General features: G+C 59.7%; 20 protein-coding genes. 15 read left to right on the forward strand and 5 right to left on the reverse strand.

What is annotated here, in order from left to right; translation table 11 throughout:
• Positions 1-4: 4 nt before the first annotated feature.
• The 5 genes from ACJ8HH_RS08345 (at position 5) to uspE (ending at position 4,357) form a co-directional block, all read left to right on the forward strand.
• On the forward strand, positions 5-859 hold the full coding sequence (locus ACJ8HH_RS08345; RefSeq protein ID WP_060451601.1) for a tagatose bisphosphate family class II aldolase: 855 nt from the start codon (positions 5-7) through the stop codon (positions 857-859).
• 306 nt (positions 860-1,165) lie between these two features.
• Positions 1,166-1,477 (forward strand): hypothetical protein, encoded by a 312-nt coding sequence (locus ACJ8HH_RS08350; RefSeq protein WP_060451602.1) that lies wholly within the window; start codon positions 1,166-1,168, stop codon positions 1,475-1,477.
• A gap of 219 nt (positions 1,478-1,696) precedes the next feature.
• Positions 1,697-2,221, forward strand: coding sequence for a methylated-DNA--[protein]-cysteine S-methyltransferase (ogt, locus tag ACJ8HH_RS08355; RefSeq protein ID WP_004938274.1), 525 nt, complete (start codon positions 1,697-1,699; stop codon positions 2,219-2,221).
• A gap of 281 nt (positions 2,222-2,502) precedes the next feature.
• Positions 2,503-3,267 (forward strand): FNR family transcription factor, encoded by a 765-nt coding sequence (locus ACJ8HH_RS08360; protein WP_033634646.1) that lies wholly within the window; start codon positions 2,503-2,505, stop codon positions 3,265-3,267.
• Between the two features lie 127 nt (positions 3,268-3,394).
• Positions 3,395-4,357: a universal stress protein UspE gene (gene uspE, locus ACJ8HH_RS08365; protein WP_033648422.1), complete on the forward strand. Its 963-nt coding sequence runs from the start codon at positions 3,395-3,397 to the stop codon at positions 4,355-4,357.
• Between the two features lie 54 nt (positions 4,358-4,411).
• Here uspE and pntB read toward each other — a convergent pair whose 3' ends face one another.
• Together pntB and pntA are read right to left on the reverse strand one after the other, a co-directional pair.
• Positions 4,412-5,806 carry a Re/Si-specific NAD(P)(+) transhydrogenase subunit beta gene (gene pntB / locus ACJ8HH_RS08370; RefSeq protein WP_033634648.1) on the reverse strand — a complete coding sequence of 465 codons (1,395 nt, stop codon included), beginning with the start codon at positions 5,804-5,806 and terminating at the stop codon, positions 4,412-4,414.
• A 10-nt stretch (positions 5,807-5,816) separates the two neighbouring features.
• Complete coding sequence (gene pntA, locus ACJ8HH_RS08375) at positions 5,817-7,346, reverse strand: Re/Si-specific NAD(P)(+) transhydrogenase subunit alpha (RefSeq protein WP_004938288.1); 1,530 nt, start codon at positions 7,344-7,346, stop codon at positions 5,817-5,819.
• 537 nt (positions 7,347-7,883) lie between these two features.
• Between pntA and ydgH the strand changes: the two genes are divergently transcribed.
• The 4 genes from ydgH (at position 7,884) to ACJ8HH_RS08395 (ending at position 11,610) form a co-directional block, all read left to right on the forward strand.
• Positions 7,884-8,834: a DUF1471 family protein YdgH gene (gene ydgH, locus ACJ8HH_RS08380; RefSeq protein ID WP_004938291.1), complete on the forward strand. Its 951-nt coding sequence runs from the start codon at positions 7,884-7,886 to the stop codon at positions 8,832-8,834.
• Between the two features lie 244 nt (positions 8,835-9,078).
• Complete coding sequence (locus tag ACJ8HH_RS08385) at positions 9,079-10,470, forward strand: basic amino acid/polyamine antiporter (protein WP_197766208.1); 1,392 nt, start codon at positions 9,079-9,081, stop codon at positions 10,468-10,470.
• Between the two features lie 225 nt (positions 10,471-10,695).
• Positions 10,696-11,181, forward strand: a complete 486-nt coding sequence (locus tag ACJ8HH_RS08390) for a hypothetical protein (protein ID WP_033634651.1) — start codon at positions 10,696-10,698, stop codon at positions 11,179-11,181.
• A 33-nt stretch (positions 11,182-11,214) separates the two neighbouring features.
• Entirely contained in the window at positions 11,215-11,610 is a 396-nt protein-coding gene (locus tag ACJ8HH_RS08395; RefSeq protein ID WP_043147521.1) for a pyridoxamine 5'-phosphate oxidase family protein, read from the forward strand.
• A gap of 99 nt (positions 11,611-11,709) precedes the next feature.
• On the opposite strand, the gene ACJ8HH_RS08400 is transcribed toward ACJ8HH_RS08395, so the two are convergent.
• The gene (locus ACJ8HH_RS08400; protein WP_033648426.1) at positions 11,710-12,120 is read right to left on the reverse strand and encodes a hypothetical protein; all 411 of its coding nucleotides are present in this window, start codon (positions 12,118-12,120) and stop codon (positions 11,710-11,712) included.
• 184 nt (positions 12,121-12,304) lie between these two features.
• Here ACJ8HH_RS08400 and folM point away from each other — a divergent pair, with 184 nt between their 5' ends.
• The 4 genes from folM (at position 12,305) to ACJ8HH_RS08420 (ending at position 16,663) form a co-directional block, all read left to right on the forward strand.
• Positions 12,305-13,027: a dihydromonapterin reductase gene (gene folM / locus ACJ8HH_RS08405; protein ID WP_033648427.1), complete on the forward strand. Its 723-nt coding sequence runs from the start codon at positions 12,305-12,307 to the stop codon at positions 13,025-13,027.
• Between the two features lie 75 nt (positions 13,028-13,102).
• Positions 13,103-13,828 (forward strand): two-component system response regulator RstA, encoded by a 726-nt coding sequence (gene rstA / locus ACJ8HH_RS08410; RefSeq protein ID WP_033634655.1) that lies wholly within the window; start codon positions 13,103-13,105, stop codon positions 13,826-13,828.
• Positions 13,825-15,129, forward strand: coding sequence for a two-component system sensor histidine kinase RstB (gene rstB, locus ACJ8HH_RS08415; RefSeq protein ID WP_060425795.1), 1,305 nt, complete (start codon positions 13,825-13,827; stop codon positions 15,127-15,129). Before rstA ends, rstB begins: the two co-directional genes overlap by 4 nt.
• Positions 15,130-15,163: 34 nt before the next feature.
• Positions 15,164-16,663 carry a carboxypeptidase M32 gene (locus tag ACJ8HH_RS08420; RefSeq protein WP_039565964.1) on the forward strand — a complete coding sequence of 500 codons (1,500 nt, stop codon included), beginning with the start codon at positions 15,164-15,166 and terminating at the stop codon, positions 16,661-16,663.
• Between the two features lie 169 nt (positions 16,664-16,832).
• Here ACJ8HH_RS08420 and ACJ8HH_RS08425 read toward each other — a convergent pair whose 3' ends face one another.
• Positions 16,833-17,738: an alpha/beta fold hydrolase gene (locus ACJ8HH_RS08425; RefSeq protein WP_197766209.1), complete on the reverse strand. Its 906-nt coding sequence runs from the start codon at positions 17,736-17,738 to the stop codon at positions 16,833-16,835.
• A gap of 185 nt (positions 17,739-17,923) precedes the next feature.
• On the opposite strand from ACJ8HH_RS08425, the gene asr reads away from it, so the two are divergent.
• Together asr and ACJ8HH_RS08435 are read left to right on the forward strand one after the other, a co-directional pair.
• Positions 17,924-18,199, forward strand: a complete 276-nt coding sequence (asr, locus tag ACJ8HH_RS08430; RefSeq protein WP_033648431.1) for an acid resistance repetitive basic protein Asr — start codon at positions 17,924-17,926, stop codon at positions 18,197-18,199.
• Between the two features lie 293 nt (positions 18,200-18,492).
• Entirely contained in the window at positions 18,493-19,305 is an 813-nt protein-coding gene (locus tag ACJ8HH_RS08435) for a trypsin-like serine peptidase (RefSeq protein WP_033634660.1), read from the forward strand.
• 96 nt (positions 19,306-19,401) lie between these two features.
• Here the strand turns inward: ACJ8HH_RS08435 and hrpA are convergent, their stop codons facing one another.
• Positions 19,402-23,289, reverse strand: a complete 3,888-nt coding sequence (gene hrpA / locus ACJ8HH_RS08440) for an ATP-dependent RNA helicase HrpA (protein ID WP_072274564.1) — start codon at positions 23,287-23,289, stop codon at positions 19,402-19,404.
• Between the last annotated feature and the right edge of the window lie 22 nt (positions 23,290-23,311).

Raw genomic sequence — 23,311 nt, forward strand, 5'->3', positions numbered from 1 at the left:
TCCCATGTATCTGATAGCCAACCGAGAAATGCTGCTCAAGGCGCAGCGTCAGGGTTACGCCGTCCCGGCGTTTAACGTCCACAATCTGGAAACCGTGCAGGTGGTGGCGGAAACCGCCGCCGAACTGCGCTCGCCGGTGATCATGGCCGGCACGCCCGGCACCTTCAGCTATGCCGGCACCGACTACCTGATCGGCATTTGCCAATCTGCCGCGCACCGCTTCGATCTGCCGTTGGCGCTGCATCTGGATCATCACGAAGCGCTGGACGACATCGAGTACAAGGTGAAAAGCGGCATCCGCTCGGTGATGATCGACGGTTCGCATCTGCCGTTCGAGCAGAACATCGCCAAGGTGGCCGCCGCAGTGGCCCTGTGCCATCGCTACGGCGCCAGCGTGGAAGCGGAGCTGGGGCGCCTGGGCGGGCAGGAAGACGATCTGATCGTCGAGACGGCGGACAGCTTCTATACCGACCCGGCGGCGGCACGCGAGTTCGTCGCCGCCACCGGCATCGATTCGCTGGCGGTGGCGATCGGTTCCGCCCACGGCCTGTATCACGGCGAGCCGAAGCTGGACTTCGAGCGCCTGGCGCTGATCCGCGAACAGGTGGACGTGCCCCTGGTGCTGCACGGTGCCTCCGGTATTCCGGAAGCGATGGTTAAGCGCGCGATCTCGCTCGGCGTCTGCAAGGTCAACGTCGCCACCGAATTGAAAATCGCCTTTGCCGATGCGGTGAAAAGCTACTTTTCACAGCACCCGGATGCCAATGACCCGCGCAAATACATCGTCCCCGGCAAGCTGGCGATGAAAGAAGTGGTGGCGGAAAAGATCCGCATCTGCGGCAGCAGCGGTATGCTGTAACCCCCCGCTCGCCCCTGGTTCCTGCGGTTGCGGCACGGGGGCGAAAACATCCCGCCCTTTCCCGCTTTCCTGAGAGAACGATCACAGCCTTTTACCCTGCCCGCGCCGGAAACCATTAACCGGTCTTCACTATGATCCAAATCATGGTTTTACTCACCCTACCTCCTTACTATCAAATTCATTGAATGCAGGCAGTAGGATTTTTGCCCATTCGTTTTTATTTCGCCAGGCGAAATAGCTTATTTTATGAAAACAAGGGCGCTTGTTTTTAATTGGCAGTGTTTTTTACTCTGAGAGGAACAGCGTATGAACCATTACTTAGCCGTATTAAGCGCATTGGTCATTCTGCCCTTCGCTCTGCAAGCAAAACCGCTTTCCGGCAGCCAGGTCGCCTCCGGCGTCGTGCGCTTCACCGGCGCCATTACCACCCCGGCCTGCACCATCACACATCAGGATGAACAGCTTGTCTCCAACTGCTTCGGCAAAGTGACCGAATATCAGAACGGATATATTTCCTCTTCGTTAAAAGAGATGCCAAAAGAATTAGTCTCTGCCGTCAGCAGCGAAATAGTGAATAACGATCCCCATTTAAAGCGCGTGACCATCAGCTATAAGTAACGCCAACGCGTTAATGCCTGGTGAAATAATAAACAGAACACAACTTGCCTTGATTAATTATAAATTTATTTTATAAATTCATCGGGCAATGACTCCCCGTATTTCCCTGATCCGGCTATTTGGGCAACCCTGCGGTTGCCCATCAGCATGTCCGAAATCCGCCATCGCTTCCCCCGCTTTCGTGCGATAATCGCCATACCAAACCGAGGAGTGATCCAGATGCAGACTTTTTTGATTGATCGTACCGCCACGCCGGTGGGAGAACTGGTGCTGATTGCCGATGAACAGGGGCGCCTGCGGGCGATTGACTGGACCGATCACGAAGCGCGCCTGATGAAGCTGCTGAATACCCACTACCGCGCCGATCGCTTCACCCTGCGCGAGCAGCGCGATCCCAGCGGGCTGACTGACGCGATGCAACGCTATTTCGCCGGTGAGCTGAGCATTATCGATCGGCTGCCGGTGATGACCGCCGGCACCGAGTTCCAACGCACCGTATGGCAGCAGCTGCGCCAAATCCCGTGCGGCGAGATCCTGACCTACGGCCAGCTGGCGCAACGCATCGGCCGTCCGACCGCCTCGCGCGCGGTCGGCATGGCCAACGGTTCGAATCCGATCAGCATCGTGGTGCCCTGCCACCGGGTGATCGGTTCGCAGGGCGCGCTGACCGGCTATGCCGGCGGCGTACAGCGCAAGCAGTGGCTGTTGCAGCATGAAGGCTACCTGCCGAAAAGTTTGCTGTAGCCGCGGCGATGAGCTCATCCAGCGCCATTGTTTGGCGCTGCTTAATAAAGCACGTTGCTCAACGCCGCGCTCGTCCCCGCTTTGGCACTATCAATAACTTGTGTGAATAAGACGCATAAGTCACAAATAATACTCATAACTTCAGTCCCATACAGAATAATCGGCGGCATGTGTGCGCAAAATTCGCACACAATACCCCTATTCATGCTAATGCCACCCTTATCAGCTGCTGCAAAAGATGTTAAAATTGACTCATATCAATTATTGAATGAGCGTAATCTATGATCCCGGAAAAACGCGTGATTCGTCGTATCCAGTCTGGTGGTTGTGCGATCCATTGCCAGGACTGCAGCATCAGCCAGCTGTGCATTCCTTTCACCCTTAATGCCCACGAGCTGGACCAGCTCGACAACATTATCGAGAGGAAAAAGCCCATCCAGAAAGGCCAGACCCTGTTCAAGGCCGGCGACGAGTTGAAGTCGCTGTACGCGATCCGTTCCGGGACCATCAAAAGCTATACCATCACCGAGCAAGGCGACGAGCAGATCACCGGCTTCCACCTCGCGGGCGATCTGGTGGGCTTCGACGCCATCGGCGGTCTGAAGCACCCGAGTTTTGCCCAGGCGCTGGAAACCTCGATGGTGTGTGAGATCCCGTTCGAAACCCTCGACGATCTGTCCGGCAAAATGCCTAACCTGCGTCAGCAGATCATGCGGCTGATGAGCGGCGAGATCAAAGGCGACCAGGACATGATCCTGCTGCTGTCGAAGAAAAATGCCGAAGAGCGCCTGGCGGCGTTCGTTTACAACCTGTCGCGCCGCTTCGCGGAGCGCGGCTTCTCACCGCGCGAGTTCCGTTTGACCATGACCCGCGGCGACATCGGCAACTACCTCGGCCTGACGGTGGAAACCATCAGCCGCCTGCTGGGCCGCTTCCAGAAAAGCGAAATCCTCAGCGTGAAAGGCAAATACATCACCATTGAAAACGCCGACGCCCTGTCGGTGCTGGCCGGTACGCCGCGCATCAACGTGTCCGTTAACGCCTGATTCTCCTGCCGGATCAACATTTCACTGAAATTGTTGATCCGGCGCCGCTTCTGTTGTTGTTCTGTTTTTCAATGTTGGGTTACTCTGTAAATTAACAGACTGTTGATTTCAGCTGTAAGGAGGCCCTATGGCGAAGTATCAGAATCTTCTGGTGGCTATTGACCCCAATCAGGACGACCAGCCGGCATTGCGCCGCGCCGTGTACCTGGTGAAACGGAACGGCGGGCGCATCAAAGCCTTCCTGCCCATTTATGACTTCTCTTACGAAATGACGACCCTGCTCTCTCCGGACGAAAGAACGGCGATGCGGCAAGGTGTGATCAGCCAACGCGCCGCCTGGATCAACGAGCAGTGCCGCTTTTACCTCAACGACGGCGTGCCGATCGAAATCAAAGTGGTCTGGCACAACCGCCCCTTCGAAGCCATCATTCAGGAAGTGCTTTCCGGCCAACATGACCTGCTGTTGAAAATGGCGCACCAGCACGACCGGCTGGAGTCGGTGATCTTCACCCCCACCGACTGGCACCTGCTGCGAAAATGCCCTTGCCCGGTGTGGATGGTGAAAGACCAGCCCTGGCCGGAAGGCGGTAAAGCGCTGGTGGCGGTCAACCTGGCCAGCGAAGAACCCTATCACGATCCGCTCAATATCAAACTGGTGCAAGAAACCGTCGAACTGGCGCAGAACGTCAACCAGACCGAGGTTCACCTGGTCGGCGCCTATCCCGTTACTCCGATCAACATCGCCATCGAGCTGCCCGATTTCGATCCGAGCGTCTACAACGACGCCATCCGCGGCCAGCATCTGATCGCCATGAAGGCGCTGCGGCAGAAATTCTGCATTAAGGAAGAATTCACCCACGTGGAAAAAGGCCTGCCGGAAGAGGTGATCCCCGATCTGGCCGAACACCTGCAGGCCGGCGTGGTGGTTCTGGGCACGCTGGGCCGCACCGGCATTTCGGCGGCCTTTATCGGCAACACCGCGGAACATGTGATCGACCATCTGAAATGCGATCTGCTGGTGATTAAGCCGGAGAACTTCAACTGCCCGATTGAGACGGATGAAGACGATGAGCACGATGACGAAGATTAACCCTCGCGCATAAAAAACGGGCCGCTAAGCGGCCCGTTTTTTTTGGTTGCTCAATTACTTCTGCAATGCCCGCAGAATCGCTTCCACGCTGTCTTTGGCGTCGCCGAACAGCATCTGGGTGTTCTCTTTGAAGAACAGCGGGTTCTGCACGCCGGCGTAGCCGGTGTTCATCGAGCGTTTGAACGCGATCACGTTCTGCGCTTTCCACACTTCCAATACCGGCATGCCGGCGATCGGGCTGCGCGGATCCTCCAGCGCCGCCGGGTTCACCGTGTCGTTGGCGCCAATCACCAGCACGGTGTCGGTATCCGGGAAATCTTCGTTGATTTCATCCATCTCCAGCACCACGTCGTACGGCACCTTCGCCTCCGCCAGCAGCACGTTCATGTGGCCCGGCAAACGCCCCGCGACCGGGTGAATGCCGAAACGCACCTTCACGCCGCGCGCCCGCAGTTTCTCGGTGATTTCCGCCACCGGATATTGCGCCTGCGCCACCGCCATGCCGTAGCCCGGGGTGATGATCACCGAGGTGGAGTTCTTCAGCTGCTCGGCCACCTCTTCCGCCGTGGTTTCACGGTATTCGCCCATCTCTTCGGCGTCGCCGGTAGACGAACCGTCACTGCCGAAACCGCCGGCGATCACGCTGATAAACGAGCGGTTCATCGCCTTGCACATGATGTAAGACAGGATCGCACCCGAAGAGCCCACCAGCGCGCCGGTGACGATCAGCAGATCGTTGCTCAGCATGAAGCCCGCTGCGGCGGCCGCCCACCCCGAATAGGAGTTGAGCATCGACACCACCACCGGCATGTCGGCGCCGCCGATCGAGGCCACCAGATGCCAGCCGAACGCCAGCGCGATCGCCGTCATCAGCAGCAGCGTCACCACCTGCCAGCCCACGCTGTCGGTACGCACGAACGCCACCAGCAGCAGGAACGAGATCACCAGCGCCGCCAGATTCAGCTTGTGGCGGTTCGGCAGCATCAGCGGCTTGGAAGAGATGATGCCACGCAGCTTGCCGAAGGCGACGATCGAACCGGTGAAGGTGACCGCGCCGATAAAGATGCCGAGGAACACTTCGGTCAGATGGATGTTCGCCATCACCGGCTCCATCGGCGCGCCGTGATCCAGGTAGCTGTTGAAGCCGACCAGCACCGCCGCCAGGCCAACGAAGCTGTGCAGCACCGCCACCAGTTCCGGCATTTCGGTCATCTCGACCTTCCTGGCCAGATAGACGCCGATTGAGCCGCCGATGATCATGGCGATGATGATCCAGCCGACGTTGCCGGAATCCGGCCCCAGAATGGTGGCGATCAGCGCGATCGCCATGCCGGCGACGCCGAACAGGTTGCCCTGCTTCGACGTTTCATGGCGCGACAGGCCCGCCAGGCTGAAAATAAACAAAATAGCGGCAACAATGTATGCAGCTGTAACCAATCCTCCAGACATTTGCTACCCCTTAGTTCTTGCGGAACATCTTCAGCATGCGCTGAGTGACGGTGAACCCACCGAAAATATTGATGCTGGCGATCAGCACGGCGATAAAGGAGAGGAAACTCACCCAGCCGCCATGGCCGATCTGCAACAGCGCGCCGACCACGATAATCCCTGAGATCGCGTTGGTGACCGACATCAACGGGGTATGCAGCGCATGGCTGACGTTCCAGACCACGTAGTAACCGACCACGCAAGCCAGCGCGAACACGGTAAAGTGCGACAGGAACTCTTTCGGCGCCGCGTCCGCCAGCCAGCCGAACAGCAGGATTGCCAGAGCCATCAGGCCGTACTTCAGCCACGGCGAGGTCGGTTTGGCTTCGGGTTTGGCGGCCGGTGCGGCGGCGGGGGCCGCTTTCGGCTGGGCGGAGACCTGGATCGGCGGCGCCGGCCAGGTGATTTCACCGCTGCGCACCACGGTAACGCCGCGGATCACCGTATCGTCGAAATCGATGTCGATCTCGCCGTTTTTCTCTTTCGACAGCAGCTTCAGCAGGTTGACCAGGTTGGTGCCGTACAGCTGCGAAGATTGGGTCGGCAGGCGGCTCGGCAGATCGGTATAGCCGATGATTTTCACGCCGTTGTCGGTCACGGTAATGGTGTCGGCCACGGTCAGCTCGCAGTTGCCGCCGGTTTGCGCCGCCAGATCGACGATCACGCTGCCCGGTTTCATCGACGCCACCATCTCTTTGGTGATCAGTTTCGGCGCCGGTTTACCCGGGATCAGCGCGGTGGTGACGATGATATCGACCTCCGCCGCCTGCGCGGCGAACAGCGCCATCTCGGCCTTGATAAAGGCTTCGGACATTACTTTGGCGTAACCGTCGCCGCTGCCCGCTTCCTCTTCAAAATCCAGCTCGAGGAATTCCGCGCCCATGCTCTGCACCTGCTCTTTCACTTCCGGGCGGGTATCGAAGGCGCGCACGATGGCACCGAGGCTGCCCGCGGCGCCGATCGCCGCCAGGCCGGCCACGCCGGCGCCGATGATCATCACCTTGGCCGGCGGCACTTTGCCCGCGGCGGTGATCTGGCCGGTGAAGAAACGGCCGAACTCATGCGCCGCTTCGACGATCGCGCGGTAGCCGGCGATGTTGGCCATCGAGCTCAGCGCGTCCATCGACTGGGCGCGCGAGATGCGCGGCACCGAGTCCATCGCCAGCGCGGTGACATTGCGCGCCGCCAGCTTGGCCATCAATTCGGGGTTTTGCGCCGGCCAGATAAAGCTGACCAGCGTGCTGCCTTCGCGCATCAAGGCGATCTCGTCGTCTTGCGGCGCGTTGACTTTCAGAATCAGATCCGACTGCCACACTTCGCTTTCGTCGACCAGCGCCGCGCCGGCGGCTTCGTAGGCGACGTCCTCAAAACTGGCCAGTTTGCCCGCCCCGCGTTCAATCGCGACGGTAAAACCCAGCTTCAGCAGTTGTTCCACCGTTTTCGGCGTGGCTGCGACCCGGGCTTCATTGGCCAACCGCTCTCTTGGTACACCAATACGCATAATGTTCCCTTCTCACCTGTCTTGGATGATGTTTATTATTTTCCTGCCCATAGCACGGCGTCACCGGCGGGCGTGGCATTAACTTGCCCGCACTGATTTCAGACGCCAACTATAACCTACTGAAAATAAGGTCGATGATCCATAATTGCTTACGCATTCAGCTCTGTTTTTACATAAAAACGCCGCGCGTGATATGACAAATCGCAATTTACTGTGAAAAAATCCATACAGAACAGCGCATTCTGCGTGACAAGAGATTTACGCCCGGCGTAACGATTTATGGCCATGCGCGGTGTAAAAGCATAAAAGTTATCATTTTGTGAATAATTAACATTAATGACACCAAAGCCGTTATTATGGAAACTTATGGCTATGGCGCCATCCGTGCGCCCGGCGTCACCGTCGGCGATTTGTCGCACGGGATAACATAAAATGCTGAGACAGTTTTCAGAATTACATGTAATAATCGACGGCTGAATTACACTTAAACAGTTCAGTACGTTATAAACGTTAATGCGCTAGGCGAAAGGATTTTTTATGAAGCTGAAGACCACGATCATCGCGTCAGCCTTGTTATCACTCACCGCGCTGTCTGCTCATGCGGCGCAAGAGTTAACTCCTGAGAAAGCAGCGGCGCTGAAGCCGTTTGATCGCATCACGATTACCGGCCGCTTCAATGCCATCAATGAAGCCGTCGACGCCGTATCCCGCCGTGCAGACAAACTGGGTGCCGATTCCTTCTATATCCAGGACAGCAACAACAGCAACAACGGCGGCAACTGGCGCGTCACCGCAGACCTTTATCATAAAGATGCGCCAGAAGTGAGCAAAACACCAAAATACCGCGTATTTAACGGCGTGAACGAACTGCCTAAAGAGGAAGCCTATCTGCTGGAGCCTTACGATACCGTGAGCGTCAGCGGTTTCTACCGCAGCCAGCCGGACATCAACGACGCCATCTCCAAAGAAGCGAAGAAAAAAGGCGCCGCCTCGTTCTTCATCGTGCGCCAGGTTGACGCCAACTCCGGCGGCAACCAGTTCGTTACCGCCTACATATATAAGGCCGATGCGCCAAAACGCCGCGTGCAGAGCCCGGACGCCATTCCGGCCGATTCTGACGCCGGCCGCGCCGCGCTGGCCGCCGGCGGCGCCGCTGCCGCGAAAGTCGAAATTCCTGGCGTCGCGTCTTCCGGTTCGCCAAGCCGCGAAGTGGGCCGTTTCTTTGAAACCCAGTCTTCTACCGGCCAACGCTATACCGTCACGCTGCCTAACGGCACCAAGATCCAGGAAGTGAACAACGTGACCGCCGCGCAGATGGTGCCGTTCGATTCCGTCACCTTCACCGGCCACTTCAACAGCATGACCGATGTCTCCACCGAAGTGGCGAAACGCGCGGCCGAGAAAGGCGCCAAGTACTACCACGTCACCCGCCAGTGGCAGAACAAGAGCGGCGGCAACCTGACCGTCAGCGCCGATCTGTTCAAATAAAACCCGCTTTTCGGTTTACCATCGGGCAGCCCTTGAGCTGCCCGTTTTTATTGCCGCTTTTTTCATCACGCGTTGAATAGTTTTTTGTAAATTCCGCATATTCAATCATTGCATCTCTAATCATCCCTCCGTAAAATTTGCGCCAATTTTTAGGGCTATTGTCTATTCGCGCAGTGGTAGTTAATACATTGTTGCCACCAAGCAGTTCCCTTCCAGTTGTTTATTCTGCGTTCAGGATCCGTCATTGGAAAAAAAACTCGGTCTTACCGCGCTAACCGCTTTGGTGCTCAGCTCAATGCTGGGTGCCGGCGTGTTCAGTCTGCCGCAAAACATGGCGCAGGTCGCCAGCCCCGCCGCGCTGCTGCTGGGTTGGGGGATCACCGGCGTCGGCATTCTGTTTTTGGCCTTCGCCATGCTGTTGCTTACGCGTTTGCGTCCGGATCTGGACGGCGGCATTTTCACCTACGCCAAGGAAGGGTTCGGCGAGCTGGTGGGCTTCTGCTCCGCCTGGGGTTACTGGCTGTGCGCCGTGATCGCCAACGTCTCGTATCTGGTGATCGTGTTCGCGGCGCTGAGTATCTTCACCGATCGCGGCGGCAGCGTGATTCTCGGTGACGGCAATACCTGGCAGGCGCTGATCGCCGAATCCGCCCTGCTGTGGATCGTGCACGCGCTGGTGCTGCGCGGCGTGCAAACCGCCGCCAGCATCAATCTGGCGGCCACCCTCGCCAAGCTGTTGCCGCTGGGAATGTTCGCCGTTCTGGCGGCAATCGCCTTTAAAATGGACGTGTTCACGCTGGATTTCAAAGGCATCGCCCTCGGCAAGCCGGTGTGGGAACAGGTCAAGGACACCATGTTGATCACCCTGTGGGTGTTTATCGGCGTGGAAGGCGCGGTGGTGGTTTCCGCCCGCGCCCGCAATAAGAAAGACGTGGGCCGCGCCACCATGCTGGCGGTGCTGTCGGCGCTGGCGGTGTATCTGATGGTGACGCTGCTGTCGCTGGGCGTGGTGCCGCGCAGCGAACTGGCCGAAATGCGCAATCCGTCGATGGCGGTGCTGATGGTGGAACTGATTGGCCCGTGGGGAGACGTGATCATCGCCGCCGGCCTGATCATTTCCGTATGCGGCGCCTACCTGAGCTGGACCGTCATGGCGGCGGAAGTGCCGCTGCTGGCCGCGCAGCACGGCGCATTTCCACGCGTATTCGGCAAGCAGAACCGCCATCACGCCCCGTCCTCTTCGCTGTGGCTGACCAACATCGCGGTGCAGCTGGCGCTGGTGCTGATCTGGCTGACCGGCAGCAACTATAACTCGCTGCTGACCATCGCTTCGGAAATGATCCTGGTGCCTTACTTCCTGGTTGGCGCGTTTCTGTTCAAGGTGGCTTACCGCCGCCGCGACAAACGCCTGATCTTCGCCGCCACCGGTGCCTGCGTCTATGGCCTGTGGCTGCTGTACGCTTCCGGGCTGATGCACCTGCTGATGTCGGTGCTGCTGTATGCGCCTGGGCTGTTGGTGTTCATGTATGCCCGCCGCGGCCATCGGGACATCAATCTGCTCAACCGGCTGGAAAAGAGCAGCATCTTCTTGCTGCTGGCGGCCACGCTGCCTGCCGGTTGGCTTATGCTGCACTAAAATCGCCTGTCAATGCGGCTGCCCGTCAGCCGCATTTCGTTTCCCCCTTCTTTCTTCTTTCCCCGTTACCCCGCTACCCGTTGTTGATCCGTCAGTTGCTCCTCTTGCGATCTTAAATGCAATTAATTATCATTATCATCTGAGCATTAACGGCAAGACGCGAGCGCCCCCTGCCGAGAGGCGTCAGGAGGCGGGTTTAGACCGGCTGAAAATGGAAGGCATTTCATGGCTGAAAAACTGCTGCACGCATTACCCTTGTTTACCGCCTGGGAAGCGCTGATCGCCGAGGGCAACACGGCATTCAATCAGCGGCGCGATCGCCTGGCGATGGCGCACTACCAGCAGGCGCTGGAGGCCGCTCAGGCGCTCGTCGCCGAGCGGCCCTGGCAAAACGCGGAATATACCGAACGGTTTGACGCACTGCATCTTTTCGAATCCGCCCTGGCCGCGCTGATCGTCACGTTCAACAACATCACCCATCTGCGCCTGCGGCAAAAGCCGCTTCGCGGCGTAGAACCCCACGTGCATCAGGCCCGGCTCGCCATCGAGCAACTGATGGACGACACCTCGCTGTGCGAACAGATGCAGCAGATCGCCGAACGGCACCTGCTGCGGTTCCGAATTGAAACGCTGCAGGCGCTGCGCGAGCACCGGCTGCCGGAAACCAGCGTCTGCGCGCCCGCGGCGAACCATTCCGCCACCGTGCATTAACAACGCCACCACGACCTGAGGGGTAATCTGCCAATGAATGAATTGAATGATGAGATGAAAAAGATGCTGGCCAAACAGCTGCCTGTGCAGGCGACCAGCAGCCCAAGCGGCATGCCCGATATCGGCCCCAAGCGCTCTTTGCGCCTGTATGACGACCGTACGCTGATTTACAACGAAAATACCGGCGGCCAGACGCTGCAAAATATCAGGGAAGGATCGAAAATGGCCGTCGTGGTTATCGATCGCGAGGCGCTGGACGGTTACCGCTTCGTCGGCACCCCGGAACTGTTCCTGGCGGGCAAGCCGTTTGACGATGCGCTGGCGTTTGCAGAAAAAAATGGAATGAAGCCGCCGAAATACGCAGTGCTGATTCATATAGACGGCATTTATACCCTACGCTCCGGCCCCAATGCCGGGACCCGGCTTTAAAGGCAGGCCGCTACGCGGCGCGGAATATCTCGTTCATGGTTAGGCTATCGCGGCAAGTCAATTGCCTAACCATCAACGAGTGGCCGGGTTGATTCCCGGTCAGCTTTTAGGGGGAATGGTGACGGTCATGCGCTCACCCACCAGGGCGATCGCGATGCCTTCCGCGCACTCTTTCTGAATGGCCGCCAGCTGCTGCGCCTCCAGCTCATAGGGCAGCTGAATATCAAATACCGTCAGACCCTGCTGCTGCGCCAGGTCAATCAGGCGCACGATATTGGTTTCATCGCTGACCTGGGTTGACACCACCTGCAGCGCCAGCTCTTTCAACTGCTCTTTGCGCGTTTGTGACGTGGTCACGCGCGATTTCAACACCATGCCGAAGATCGGCATCACACCATAAATAGCATCAACAAAGCGCCAGTGCTTCCTGCACGATGCGGACAGAAAATCCATATAGTCGAAACAGATTTTCTCACTGCGCGCGATGGATGCAAGGTGATTGCTGTTCATCCCCTCATTCCTCTCATGGCCAGTGTTAACCCGTGGTCTTTCAAGCCGCCGCCGGGCGACAACCTGAAATGCATTGGGGATCTTACATCCAGAAATGGATAATCATGCGAAGCTTTAACGACTTTCCGCCGTATGATGGCATAATTCCCCTATTGTTTGCCAGTCTGTCCAGGAGCTTTAATCAATGGAACACCCCAACTCTGCCCCGGTGCTGATTACCGGCGGCGCGCGGCGCATCGGGCTGGCGCTCGCCAGAGCGTTTCTCCAGCGCGGCGTTCCCGTCATCATCGCCTATCGCAGCGAATATCCGGCGATGGCCGAGTTGAAAGCCTTGGGCGCCTGCTGCATTCAGGGCGACTTTTCCACGCACGAAGGCATCTACCGTTTCGCCGACCAGGTGCGGCAGGTGGCGCCCAAATTGCGCGCGGTGATCCACAACGCCAGCGCCTGGCAGGCAGAGTCGCCGCAGGTGCCGCCGGAACAGGTGATGGCGGCGATGCTGCAAATTCACGTCTATACGCCCTATTTGCTCAACCAACTGCTTGAAACCTGCCTGACCGGCCAGGGCCAGGCCGGCGCGGACATTATCCATCTCACCGACTACGTGGTGGAAAAAGGCAGCGACAAACATATCGCCTACGCCGCCAGCAAGGCCGCGCTGGACAATATGACCCGTTCGTTCGCCCGCAAGCTGGCGCCGGAGGTCAAGGTCAACGCCATTGCGCCGGCGCTGATCATCTTCAATCCTGGCGACGACGAGGCTTATCGCCAGCAGGCGCTGGCGAAATCGCTGATGAAGGTCGCGCCGGGCGAGAGCGAAGTGGTCAACCTGGTGAACTACCTGATGGAGAGCCGCTACGTCACCGGCCGCACCCACGGCGTCGACGGCGGCCGGCCGCTGCGCTGAGGCCAAGATCCGCATGGCGCATCGCCTCGGGCCGCGCTATGCTGAAATCCGCTTTTCTTATTAAAACACGGGCATATGCATAAAATTGTTTTTGTGGAAGACGATCCCGAAGTCGGCAAACTGATCGCCGCCTATCTGGGCAAACACGACATCGAGGTGTTGATCGAACCGCGCGGCGACAGCGCGCAGGCGCGCATCGCGCACGAGCAACCCGATTTGGTGCTGCTGGACATCATGCTGCCCGGCAAAGACGGCATGACGCTGTGCCGCGATCTGCGCCCCACCTTCCCCGGCCCGATCGTGCTGCTCACCTCGCTCGACAGCGACATGAACCATATCCTGTCGCTGGAGATGGGCGCCAACGACTATATCCTGAAAACCACGCCGCCGGCGGTGTTGCTGGCACGCCTGCGTTTGCACCTGCGCCAACACGGCCAACAGCCGAAAGAAGAGTCGGTTCAGCCGCTCACCCAGCACAACGCGCTGCATTTCGGGCTATTGTGCATCGATCCGGTCAACCGGCAGGTCACGCTGGGCGAAGAAACCGTCACGCTGTCCACCTCGGATTTCGATCTGCTGTGGGAGCTGGCGACCCACGCCGGGCAGATCATGGATCGCGAGGCGCTGCTGCAAAACCTGCGCGGCGTGAGCTATGACGGTATGGACCGCAGCATCGACGTGGCGATCTCCCGCCTGCGCCGCAAGCTGTACGACAATGCGCTGGAGCCGTTCCGTATCAAGACCGTGCGCAATAAAGGCTATCTGTTCGCCCCTAACGCCTGGGCATCGGTGCAACAATGAGAAAACTTTTCGTCCAGTTCTTCCTGTTGCTATTCGTCTGTTTTCTGGTGATGGCGATGCTGGTCGGCCTGGTGTACAAAGTGACCGCCGAGCGCGCCGGCCGCCAGTCGATGGACGATCTGATGAAAAGTTCGCTGTACCTGATGCGCAGCGAGCTGCGCGAAATCCCGCTGAAGGACTGGAACAAGACCATCGCCACGCTGGATCTCAACCTGTCGTTCAAGCTGCATATCGAGCCGCTTGGCAAACAGGAGCTGAGCGAGGATCTGAAAAAACGGCTGCGGCTGGGGGAAATCATCGCCCTCGACGATCAGTACACCTTTATGCAGCGCATTCCGCGCAGCCACTATGTGTTGGTGGTCGGCCCCATTCCTTATCTGTTCTACCTGCATCAGATGCGTCTGCTGGATCTGGTGTTGCTGGTGTTTATCGGCATGTCGCTGGCGCTGCCGGTGTTTCTGTGGATGCGGCCGCACTGGCAAGATCTGCTCAAGCTGGAAAACGCCGCCCAGCGGCTCGGCGCCGGGCATCTGGATGAACGCACCCACTTCGATCCCACCTCCAGCCTGAGCCGGCTCGGCGTGGCGTTCAACCAGATGGCCGACAACGTCAACACCCTAATCGCCAGCAAAAAACAGCTGATCGACGGCATCGCCCACGAGCTGCGCACGCCGCTGGTGCGGCTGCGTTACCGGCTTGAAATGAGCGATAACCTGTCCGACAGCGAGCAGCAGGCGCTGAACCGCGATATCGGCCAGTTGGAGTCGCTGATCGACGAGCTGCTGACCTATGCCCGTCTGGACCGTCCGCAGGTTGCGTTAAACATTGAACCCATCGATCTGCCAAAGTGGCTCGAGGACAAGGTCGATGATATCCGCCTGCTCCATCAGGATCGCGACATCCAGCTCGATATCCCGCACGTCGGCGACTTCGGCGGCGTCGATCTGCGCCTGATGGAGCGCGTGCTCGACAACCTGGTCAACAACGCGCTGCGCTATTCCGAACAGCGGCTGCGCGTTGGCCTGTGGTTTGACGGCGACCTCGCCTGCTTGCAGGTCGAGGATGACGGGCCGGGTATTCCGCCGGAAGAGCGCGAACGGGTGTTTGAACCTTTCGTCCGTCTCGATCCCAGCCGCGATCGCGCTACCGGCGGCTGCGGGCTGGGGCTGGCCATCGTCCATTCCATCGCCGTCGCCCACCAGGGACAGGTGTTCGTCGAAGGCAGTTCGCTCGGCGGCGCCAGCTTCCGTTTCTGCTGGCCGGTGAAGCCGACATTCAGTTTAAAAGCCGATCTGGCGTAATGCCGCCAGACCTTCTCATTGGAGCCGAAAAATAATGACATCTGCACATTCCAACACGTCTGCTTACGATCACCTGCGCGCCCTGTTCAGCCGGCTGTCGCGTTTCGGCCACCTGTCCGCCATCGCCGGTTGGGACATGCAAACCATGATGCCGCCGGGCGGCAGCAAGGCGCGCTCCGAAGCGCTGGCCGAGCTGAGCGTGCTGCAGCACCAGATTTTAACGGCACAAAGCACCGGCGCGCTGTTGGATCGCGCGCAGCAAGAGACGCTGGACGAACTCGACCGCGCCAACCTGCGCGAAATGCGCCGCCAATATGAAGACGCCGTGCTGCTGCCGGCCGCGCTGGTCGAAGCCAAATCGCTCGCCGGCGCACGCTGCGAACACGCCTGGCGCGCCCAGCGCCCGGCCAACGACTGGGACGGCTTCGCCGACAACCTGCGCGAAGTGGTAAAGCTCAGCCGGGAAGAAGCGCAGATCCGCGCGCAGGCGGCCGGCACCAGCCGTTACGACGCCCTGCTAAACCTGTATGAACCGGGCATGCGCAGCAGCGATCTCGACCGCATCTTCGGCGATTTGAAAACCTGGCTACCGGATCTGCTGCAGCGCGTGGTGGCCAAACAGGCTAACGAGCCCTGCCAGGCGCCGCAGGGTCCGTTCAATGTAGACACCCAGCGCCAGCTTAGCCTCAGCGTGATGAAGCTGCTCGGTTTCAACTTCGACAACGGCCGCGTCGACGCCAGCGCCCACCCGTTCTGCGGCGGCGTGCCGGAAGATGTGCGCATCACCACGCGTTACAACGAGAAAGAGTTTTTGACCGCGCTGCTCGGCATCGTGCACGAAACCGGCCACGCCCGCTACGAGCAGAACCTGCCGCGCGATCTGCTCGGCCAGCCGGTCGCCCTGGCTCGTTCCACCGCTATCCACGAATCGCAAAGCCTGCTGTTCGAAATGCAGCTGGCGCGCGGCAATGAATTCCTGAAGATCTTGCGTCCGTTGGTCACCGCGCAGTTTGGCGAACAGCCGGCGCTGGAAGAGGCCAACTTTATTCGCCTCAACCAGCGCGTTAAACCGGGCCTGATCCGCGTCGACGCCGACGAGGTGAGCTATCCTGCCCACGTCATCCTGCGCTACGAAATTGAAAAAGCGCTGATCGAAGGCGATATCGAGGTGGAAGACATTCCGGCGCTGTGGAATGAGAAGATGCAGGCTTATCTCGGCCTCGACACCATCGGCAACTACCGCAACGGCTGCATGCAGGATATTCACTGGACCGACGGCGCCTTCGGCTACTTCCCGACGTACACCCTCGGCGCGATGTACGCCGCGCAGCTGTTCCAGAGCGTGCGTCAGGCCCTGCCTTCGCTGAGCGAAGATATCGCCGCCGGCAACCTGCAGCCGCTGTTCCACTGGTTGCAGCACAATATTTGGCGCCACGGCAGCCGTTTCCCGACCGAAACGCTGATCGCCAACGCGACCGGCGAAGCGCTCAATCCACGCTACTTCCGTCAGCATTTGGAAACCCGCTACCTGTAATCTCTCCTGGCGCGGCCCCGGCCGCGCCCTTTTCCCGCCTGCATGACCGGATAATGTTTCATAGCGCGCATTCCTTGCCGACAACGCCTTGGCTACAGAGTGGCGGCTGGCTACTCACCATAAGTATGTTGTAACTAAAATAGCAAAAAACGCCGGGCTTTCCGGCCTCTCATCCCAGCGCATGACGGGCGATCATCGCCGCCAGCTGCGGCCTCAATGGCGCGGGCAGGTCATGCCCAATGCCCGGCATGATATGCAATTTGGCGTTGGCGACCGCACGGGCGATCGCAACCCCAGCCGCCTTGCGCACCAGCCGATCGCGATCGCCGTGAATAACCAGCGTCGGCGCGGCTATGCGCCGGCTATAACGACGCAGATCGCCGCTGCCGAGCAACGCGGAAAGTTGCCGCTGCATGCCTTCCGGATCCACGCCCCGCTTCAGCAACCGCGTCACCAGAGTATCCAGCTCCGCCTCCTCCGGCGGATAAAATCGGGTGCCGAGCGCGCGCAGGAAGGTTTTCATCCCCTCGTGGCGCTGCTGCAGCGTCAAATCGGCCGCAGGCCGGCGCACCAACAGCCATAGCAGCGAAGGGGCCGGCGGCGGTAACAGCGGTTGATTGGTGCTGGAGAACAAGATGCATAACGAGGCGACGCGCTGCGGGTATTCGGCGGCCAGCACCTGGGCGATCATCCCCCCCATCGAAGCGCCCAGTACGTGAGCCTGCGGAATGCGTAAATGATCGAGCAGATGCGCCGCGTCCGCCGCCATGTCCGCCAGGGTATAAGGCACCGGCGTTTGCCAACCGAGCTGGGCGCGCAACATCAGCAGCCACAACGGCTGCGTACGTTGTGCCTGCGTTTTGCCGGAAAGGCCGACGTCTCGGTTGTCATAGCGGATCACCCGAAATCCCTTGGCCACCAGGGCGCGGCAGAAGTCGTCAGGCCACAGCAAAAGCTGTGCGCCGATACCCATGATGAGCAGCAGCGGCGGGTGCGCCTCATCGCCCCAGTCCTCATAGGCCAGCGGCACCTCGCCCTGTTCGGTCACGCCACAACGAATTGATATCTCGTTCATGTTAAATCCTTTTTGCTGTGCCTGGCGGTCATTATAACAGCAATCCCACTCCCCACCGCCGCCCTGTACATTAGGTTACATGCCGAAACCAATCACTCACGGAAAGGCGGACGCCGTTTGCCTACTATCATTTCAACGGCCCCGCAGTGGGGTTGATACCCAAAAGCCATATTGAGGATTCTGCGATGAAAAAAGTATTAGCTCTGGTTGTTGCCGCTGCAATGGGTCTGTCTTCCGTAGCTTTCGCTGCCGAGGCTGCCACCACCGCACCTGCGGCTAGCGCAACCACCGCCACCGCTGCGCCGGCTAAAGCCCAGGTGAAACACCACGGCAAGAAAGCCCCGGTTCAGAAAGCTCAGGCGGCCAAAAAGCATCACAAAAAAGCCGGTGCGAAAGCCCCGGCCCAAAAAGCCCAGGCGGCTAAAAAACACCACAAGAAAGCCAGCCACAAAAAGGCGTAACAACGTGAGGATCCCCTCACCGTTTCAGGCTTGACGTGTACAACACCCGGTTCGCCGGGTGTTTTTTCATCGGGGGTTCGCATTGATGCTGCGCCGCTACCTGTTCGAGATCGTTCTGACCGCCCTGATCCTTTGCGGCCTGATCGCCGTCTTTTTTTACCTGTAGCCTGCCGCATCGCCGGCGGGAAATTATTGAAAAATCAATTATTGCCCATCCACACGGATGCTAAATCAGTCTATAGTTAGCATTCAGTGTGTTTATGGATGATCCGTATTTGTCAGGCAAGAGATCTATGCGCAAATCCGTTTTACTGTTGCTGTGCTCACTCCCGCTCATCGCTGCTCAGGCGGCACGTGCCGACGGCCCGTCCAAGGCCGAGCAAACGCGTCTGTTTTTCGGCAAAGATGAACGCATCAAGGTCACGGATACCACCGCCCAGCCCTGGCAGGCCATCGGCCAGGTCGAAACCGCCAGCGGCAATCTGTGTACCGCCACGCTGATCTCCCCACACCTGGCGTTGACCGCCGGCCACTGTGTGCTGGCGCCGCCGGGGCAACTGGATAAAGCCATCGCCCTGCGCTTCGTGGCGGGTGATAAATCCTGGCGGTATCAAACCGACAATATCGAAACTCTGGTCGACAGCAAGCTGGGCAAAAAGCTGAAGCCGGACGGCGATGGCTGGATCGTGCCGCCCGCCGCCGCCGCTTATGACTTTGCGCTGATCCGTCTGAAAGACAAAAAGCCGCTGCCGATCGCACCGTTGCCGCTGTGGCAAGGCGACAGCAAGGCGCTGACCCAGGCCCTGAAACAGGCCAAGCGGTTGATTACTCAGGCGGGTTACCCGGAGGATCATCTGGATGACCTCTACAGCCACCAAAACTGCAAGGTCACCGGCTGGGCCCAGCAAGGCGTACTGTCGCACCAGTGTGATACCCTGCCCGGCGACAGCGGCTCACCGCTGCTGTTGAAAACCGCCGACGGCTGGCAGTTGATCGCCATCCAAAGCTCGGCGCCGGCGGCGAAAGATCGCTACCGCGCCGATAACCGCGCCCTGGCGGTGCCCGGCATCCGCGAAGCGCTAGACGCCCTAGCGGCGGGCAAATAGCTCTCGTAACGGCGCATCAAGCGCCGTTGCTGTTTCTCTGTTCTCTGAATTTCAACTTGCGCTGCGCCGGCCGTTTGCCGGCCGGCGCGCCCGAACTTAGCCCGAAAGCTGCTCGATAGTTTGCATAATGCGCTTGTCGGAGATCGGGTACGGCGTGCCCAGCTGCTGCGCGAACAGGCTGACGCGCAGCTCTTCGATCATCCAGCGCACCGCTTTCACCTCTTCCTCCTGCTGCCGCTTTGGCGGCAGCTTGTTCAGCCACTGCTGCCACGCCTGCTGCACCTGCTCAACCCGCAGCATCTGCGCGCGATCGCGATGCGGATCGATGGCCAGTTTTTCCAATCGGCGTTCGATCGCCTGCAGGTAGCGCAGCGTGTCCGGCAGGCGTTTCCAGCCGTTGCCGGTGACGAAACCGCGGTAAACCAGGCCGCCAAGCTGGGTTTTGATGTCCGACAACGCCAGCGCCAAGGACATGTCCACCCGGCCTTTCAGCCGTTTGTTGATGTTGAAGACCGCCGTCAGGATCTGCTCAACCTGCCTGGCCACCTCGACGACCGTGTCGTTCAGCTCGGCGCGGATCTGCTCCTGCAGGCGCGCAAAGCCTTCCTCTTGCCAGACCGGGCCGCCGTGTTCGGCGATCAGCTTGTCGATACCGCACGAAATGCAATCGTCAATCAGCTCAAGCACCTTGCCGTACGGGTTGAAGTAGAGCCCCAGCTTGGCCTTGTTCGGCAGCTTTTCATGCAGGTATTTGATCGGCGAAGGAATATTCAGCAACAGCAGGCGGCGCGTGCCCTGCCACATCGCCTGTTGCTGCTCGCTTTCGCTGTCGAACAGGCGGATCGCCACGCTGTCCTTTTCATCCACCAACGCCGGGTAAGCCTTCATCGAATAGCCGCCGCGCTTCTGCTCGTAAAACGCCGGCAGTTGGCCAAAGCTCCAGACATGCAGATTGCTCTGCTCAAGCCCATCGTCGGCCACCGCCGACAGCGTCTCCTGCACCTTCTCTTTCAGCTGCAGGCGCAACGCGGCCAGGTCTTTGCCTTCGCGCAGCGTCTGATTTTTCTCGCCCACCACGCGGAAGGTCATCTTCAGGTGATCGGGTACCTGATCCCACTGCCAGTCATCACGTGACACGGTCACGCCAGTCATGCGCCGCAGCTCGCGCTCCAGCGCGTCCAGCAGCGGCAATTCCAGCGCAGTGACGCGGCCAAGGAACGCCTCGGCGTAGTTCGGCGCCGGCACGAAGTTGCGGCGCACCGGTTTCGGCAACGATTTGATCAGCGCAATCACCAGCTCGCGGCGGATGCCGGGGATCTGCCATTCGAAGCCCTGCTCCTCCACCTGGTTGAGGATCGGCAGCGGAATGTGCACCGTCACGCCGTCGGCGTCGGTGCCCGGTTCAAACTGGTAGCTCAGCCGCAGCTTGAGGTTGCCCTGATGCCAAAAGTTCGGGTAATCGAGCGCGCTGATCTTATTGGCGCCGTCCTTGATCAGCATCTCTTTTTCGAAGTTCAGCAGATCCGGCTGCTGTTTGGCCGCGCTCTTCCACCAACTGTCGAAATGACGGCCGGAAACCACGTCGTTGGGGAGACGGCGATCGTAGAAGCCGAACAGCGTTTCGTCATCCACCAGGATGTCGCGGCGGCGTGATTTATGCTCCAGCTCCTCCACTTCGGCGCGCAGCTTTTGGTTGTCGCGGAAGAAGGCGTGGCGCGTCTGCCAGTCGCCCTCCACCAGCGCATGGCGAATAAACAGCTCACGGCACAGCAGCGGATCAATGGAGCCGTAATTGACCTGGCGCGCCGCGACGATCGGCAGGCCGAACAGCGTGACCTTTTCGCTGGCCATCACCGCCCCCTGCGACTTCGACCAGTGCGGTTCGCTGTAGCTGTGTTTCACCAGGTGCTGAGCCAGCGGTTCGATCCATTCCGGTTCGATGCGCGCAGCGATACGCCCCCACAGGCGGCTGGTTTCCACCAGTTCGGCCACCATGGTCCACTTCGGCGGCTTCTTGAACAGGCCGGAGCCGGGGAAGATGGAGAAGCGGGCGTTGCGTGCGCCGGTGTATTCCTGCTTGTCCGCATCCTTCTGACCAATGTGCGACAGCAGGCCGGTCAGCAGCGCGGTGTGCACGCTGCGGTAGTCGGAAGGCGTGCTGTTGATCGGCAGCCCCAGCTCTTTCACCACCTGGCGCAGCTGGGTGTAGATATCCTGCCACTCGCGCACCCGCAGGTAGTTGAGGAAATCGTTGCGGCATAGCCGGCGGAACTGGCTGGAGGAGTTCGCTTTTTGCTGCTCCTGCAGATAATCCCACAGGTTGACGAACGCCAGGAAGTCCGAGTCCTTGTCGGCGAAGCGGCGGTGTTTTTCATCCGAGGCCTGCTGCTTGTCCATCGGGCGCTCACGCGGATCCTGAATCGACAGCGCGGCGGTGATGATCATCACCTCGCGCACGCTGCCGCTCTTCTGCGCTTCCAGCACCATGCGCGCCAGACGCGGGTCGATCGGCAACTGCGCCAGCTGGCGGCCCTGCGGCGTCAGCTGATAGTGGCCGTTGTCGGCGGTGGCGATCGCCCCCAGCTCTTCCAGCAGGCGCACGCCATCCTGAATGTTGCGCTTGTCCGGCGCCTCGACGAACGGAAACGCGGCAATGTCGCCCAGCCCCAGCGAGGTCATCTGCAGAATGACCGAAGCCAGGTTGGTGCGCAGAATTTCCGGATCGGTAAACGCCGGCCGCGACAGGAAATCCTGCTCGGAGTACAGGCGGATGCACACCCCTTCCGATACGCGGCCGCAGCGCCCTTTACGCTGGTTGGCAGAAGCCTGCGACACCGGTTCGATCGGCAGGCGCTGCACCTTGGTGCGGAAGCTGTAGCGGCTGATGCGCGCGGTGCCCGGATCGATGACGTACTTGATGCCCGGCACCGTCAGCGAGGTTTCCGCCACGTTGGTGGCCAGCACGATGCGGCGGCCGTGGTGCGACTGGAACACCCGGTTCTGCTCGCTGTTCGACAGGCGCGCATACAGCGGCAGCACCTCGGTGTGCGGCAAATTGAGGCGGTTCAGGGCGTCGGCGGTATCGCGGATCTCGCGCTCGCCGCTCATGAAGATCAGAATGTCGCCCGGCCCTTCGCGGCCAAGCTCGTCCACCGCATCGAAAATCGCCTGCAGCTGGTCGCGATCGGTATCGTCGCCGTCGTCGACCACCGGGCGGTAGCGCACCTCCACCGGGTAGGTGCGGCCGGAAACCTCGATGATTGGCGCATTGTTGAAATGGCGCGAGAAGCGCTGCGGATCGATGGTCGCCGAGGTGATGATCACCTTGAGATCCGGGCGCTTCGGCAGCAGTTCGCGCAGGTAGCCAAGAATGAAGTCGATGTTGAGGCTGCGCTCGTGCGCTTCATCGATGATCAGCGTGTCGTACTGCATCAGCAGGCGATCCTGCTGAATTTCCGCCAGCAAGATACCGTCGGTCATCAGCTTGACCAGGGTATTTTCTCCTACCTGATCGTTGAAGCGCACCTTGTAGCCGACGCTGCCGCCGAGCGGGGTTTCCAGCTCGTCGGCGATGCGGTTGGCGACGGTGCGGGCCGCCAGGCGGCGCGGCTGGGTATGGCCGATCAGCCCTTTCACCCCGCGCCCCAGTTCCAGGCAGATCTTCGGCAGCTGGGTGGTTTTCCCCGAGCCGGTCTCCCCGGCGACAATCACCACCTGGTGATCGCGGACGGCGTTTAATATGTCCTGTTTTTTTTGGCTGACCGGCAGGCTTTCCGGATAGGTAATGCGCGGGCAAGACGCGGCGCGCGCCTGCACTTTTTGCCGCGCCGCCGCGATGTCGTTTTCTACTTCGGCGGCCACCGCCAGCTGGGCATCGGGATTTTTGATTTTTCGTGCGCCCTGCAGGCGACGACGCAGACGTTGTTGATCGCGGAGCATTAGCTCACCCAGTTGGGCCGGCAGTGCCTCGAGCGGAGATTTCACGTTCGGTGTTCCTTGTTTCTTC

It is taken from the genome of Serratia sp. CY32780 (genome assembly GCF_052169135.1).
GTDB classification, from domain to species: Bacteria; Pseudomonadota; Gammaproteobacteria; order Enterobacterales; family Enterobacteriaceae; genus Serratia; species Serratia sarumanii.

Excerpts from the sequence above, each read along its gene's own strand:
- ACJ8HH_RS08345 (WP_060451601.1), top strand. The coding sequence starts at position 5 with ATGTATCTGATAGCCAACCGAGAAATGCTGCTCAAGGCGCAGCGTCAG.
- ACJ8HH_RS08350 (WP_060451602.1), top strand. The coding sequence starts at position 1,166 with ATGAACCATTACTTAGCCGTATTAAGCGCATTGGTCATTCTGCCCTTC.
- ogt (WP_004938274.1), top strand. The coding sequence starts at position 1,697 with ATGCAGACTTTTTTGATTGATCGTACCGCCACGCCGGTGGGAGAACTG.
- ACJ8HH_RS08360 (WP_033634646.1), top strand. The coding sequence starts at position 2,503 with ATGATCCCGGAAAAACGCGTGATTCGTCGTATCCAGTCTGGTGGTTGT.
- uspE (WP_033648422.1), top strand. The coding sequence starts at position 3,395 with ATGGCGAAGTATCAGAATCTTCTGGTGGCTATTGACCCCAATCAGGAC.
- pntB (WP_033634648.1), bottom strand. The coding sequence starts at position 5,806 with ATGTCTGGAGGATTGGTTACAGCTGCATACATTGTTGCCGCTATTTTG.
- pntA (WP_004938288.1), bottom strand. The coding sequence starts at position 7,346 with ATGCGTATTGGTGTACCAAGAGAGCGGTTGGCCAATGAAGCCCGGGTC.
- ydgH (WP_004938291.1), top strand. The coding sequence starts at position 7,884 with ATGAAGCTGAAGACCACGATCATCGCGTCAGCCTTGTTATCACTCACC.
- ACJ8HH_RS08390 (WP_033634651.1), top strand. The coding sequence starts at position 10,696 with ATGGCTGAAAAACTGCTGCACGCATTACCCTTGTTTACCGCCTGGGAA.
- ACJ8HH_RS08395 (WP_043147521.1), top strand. The coding sequence starts at position 11,215 with ATGAATGAATTGAATGATGAGATGAAAAAGATGCTGGCCAAACAGCTG.
- ACJ8HH_RS08400 (WP_033648426.1), bottom strand. The coding sequence starts at position 12,120 with ATGAACAGCAATCACCTTGCATCCATCGCGCGCAGTGAGAAAATCTGT.
- folM (WP_033648427.1), top strand. The coding sequence starts at position 12,305 with ATGGAACACCCCAACTCTGCCCCGGTGCTGATTACCGGCGGCGCGCGG.
- rstA (WP_033634655.1), top strand. The coding sequence starts at position 13,103 with ATGCATAAAATTGTTTTTGTGGAAGACGATCCCGAAGTCGGCAAACTG.
- rstB (WP_060425795.1), top strand. The coding sequence starts at position 13,825 with ATGAGAAAACTTTTCGTCCAGTTCTTCCTGTTGCTATTCGTCTGTTTT.
- ACJ8HH_RS08420 (WP_039565964.1), top strand. The coding sequence starts at position 15,164 with ATGACATCTGCACATTCCAACACGTCTGCTTACGATCACCTGCGCGCC.
- ACJ8HH_RS08425 (WP_197766209.1), bottom strand. The coding sequence starts at position 17,738 with ATGAACGAGATATCAATTCGTTGTGGCGTGACCGAACAGGGCGAGGTG.
- asr (WP_033648431.1), top strand. The coding sequence starts at position 17,924 with ATGAAAAAAGTATTAGCTCTGGTTGTTGCCGCTGCAATGGGTCTGTCT.
- ACJ8HH_RS08435 (WP_033634660.1), top strand. The coding sequence starts at position 18,493 with ATGCGCAAATCCGTTTTACTGTTGCTGTGCTCACTCCCGCTCATCGCT.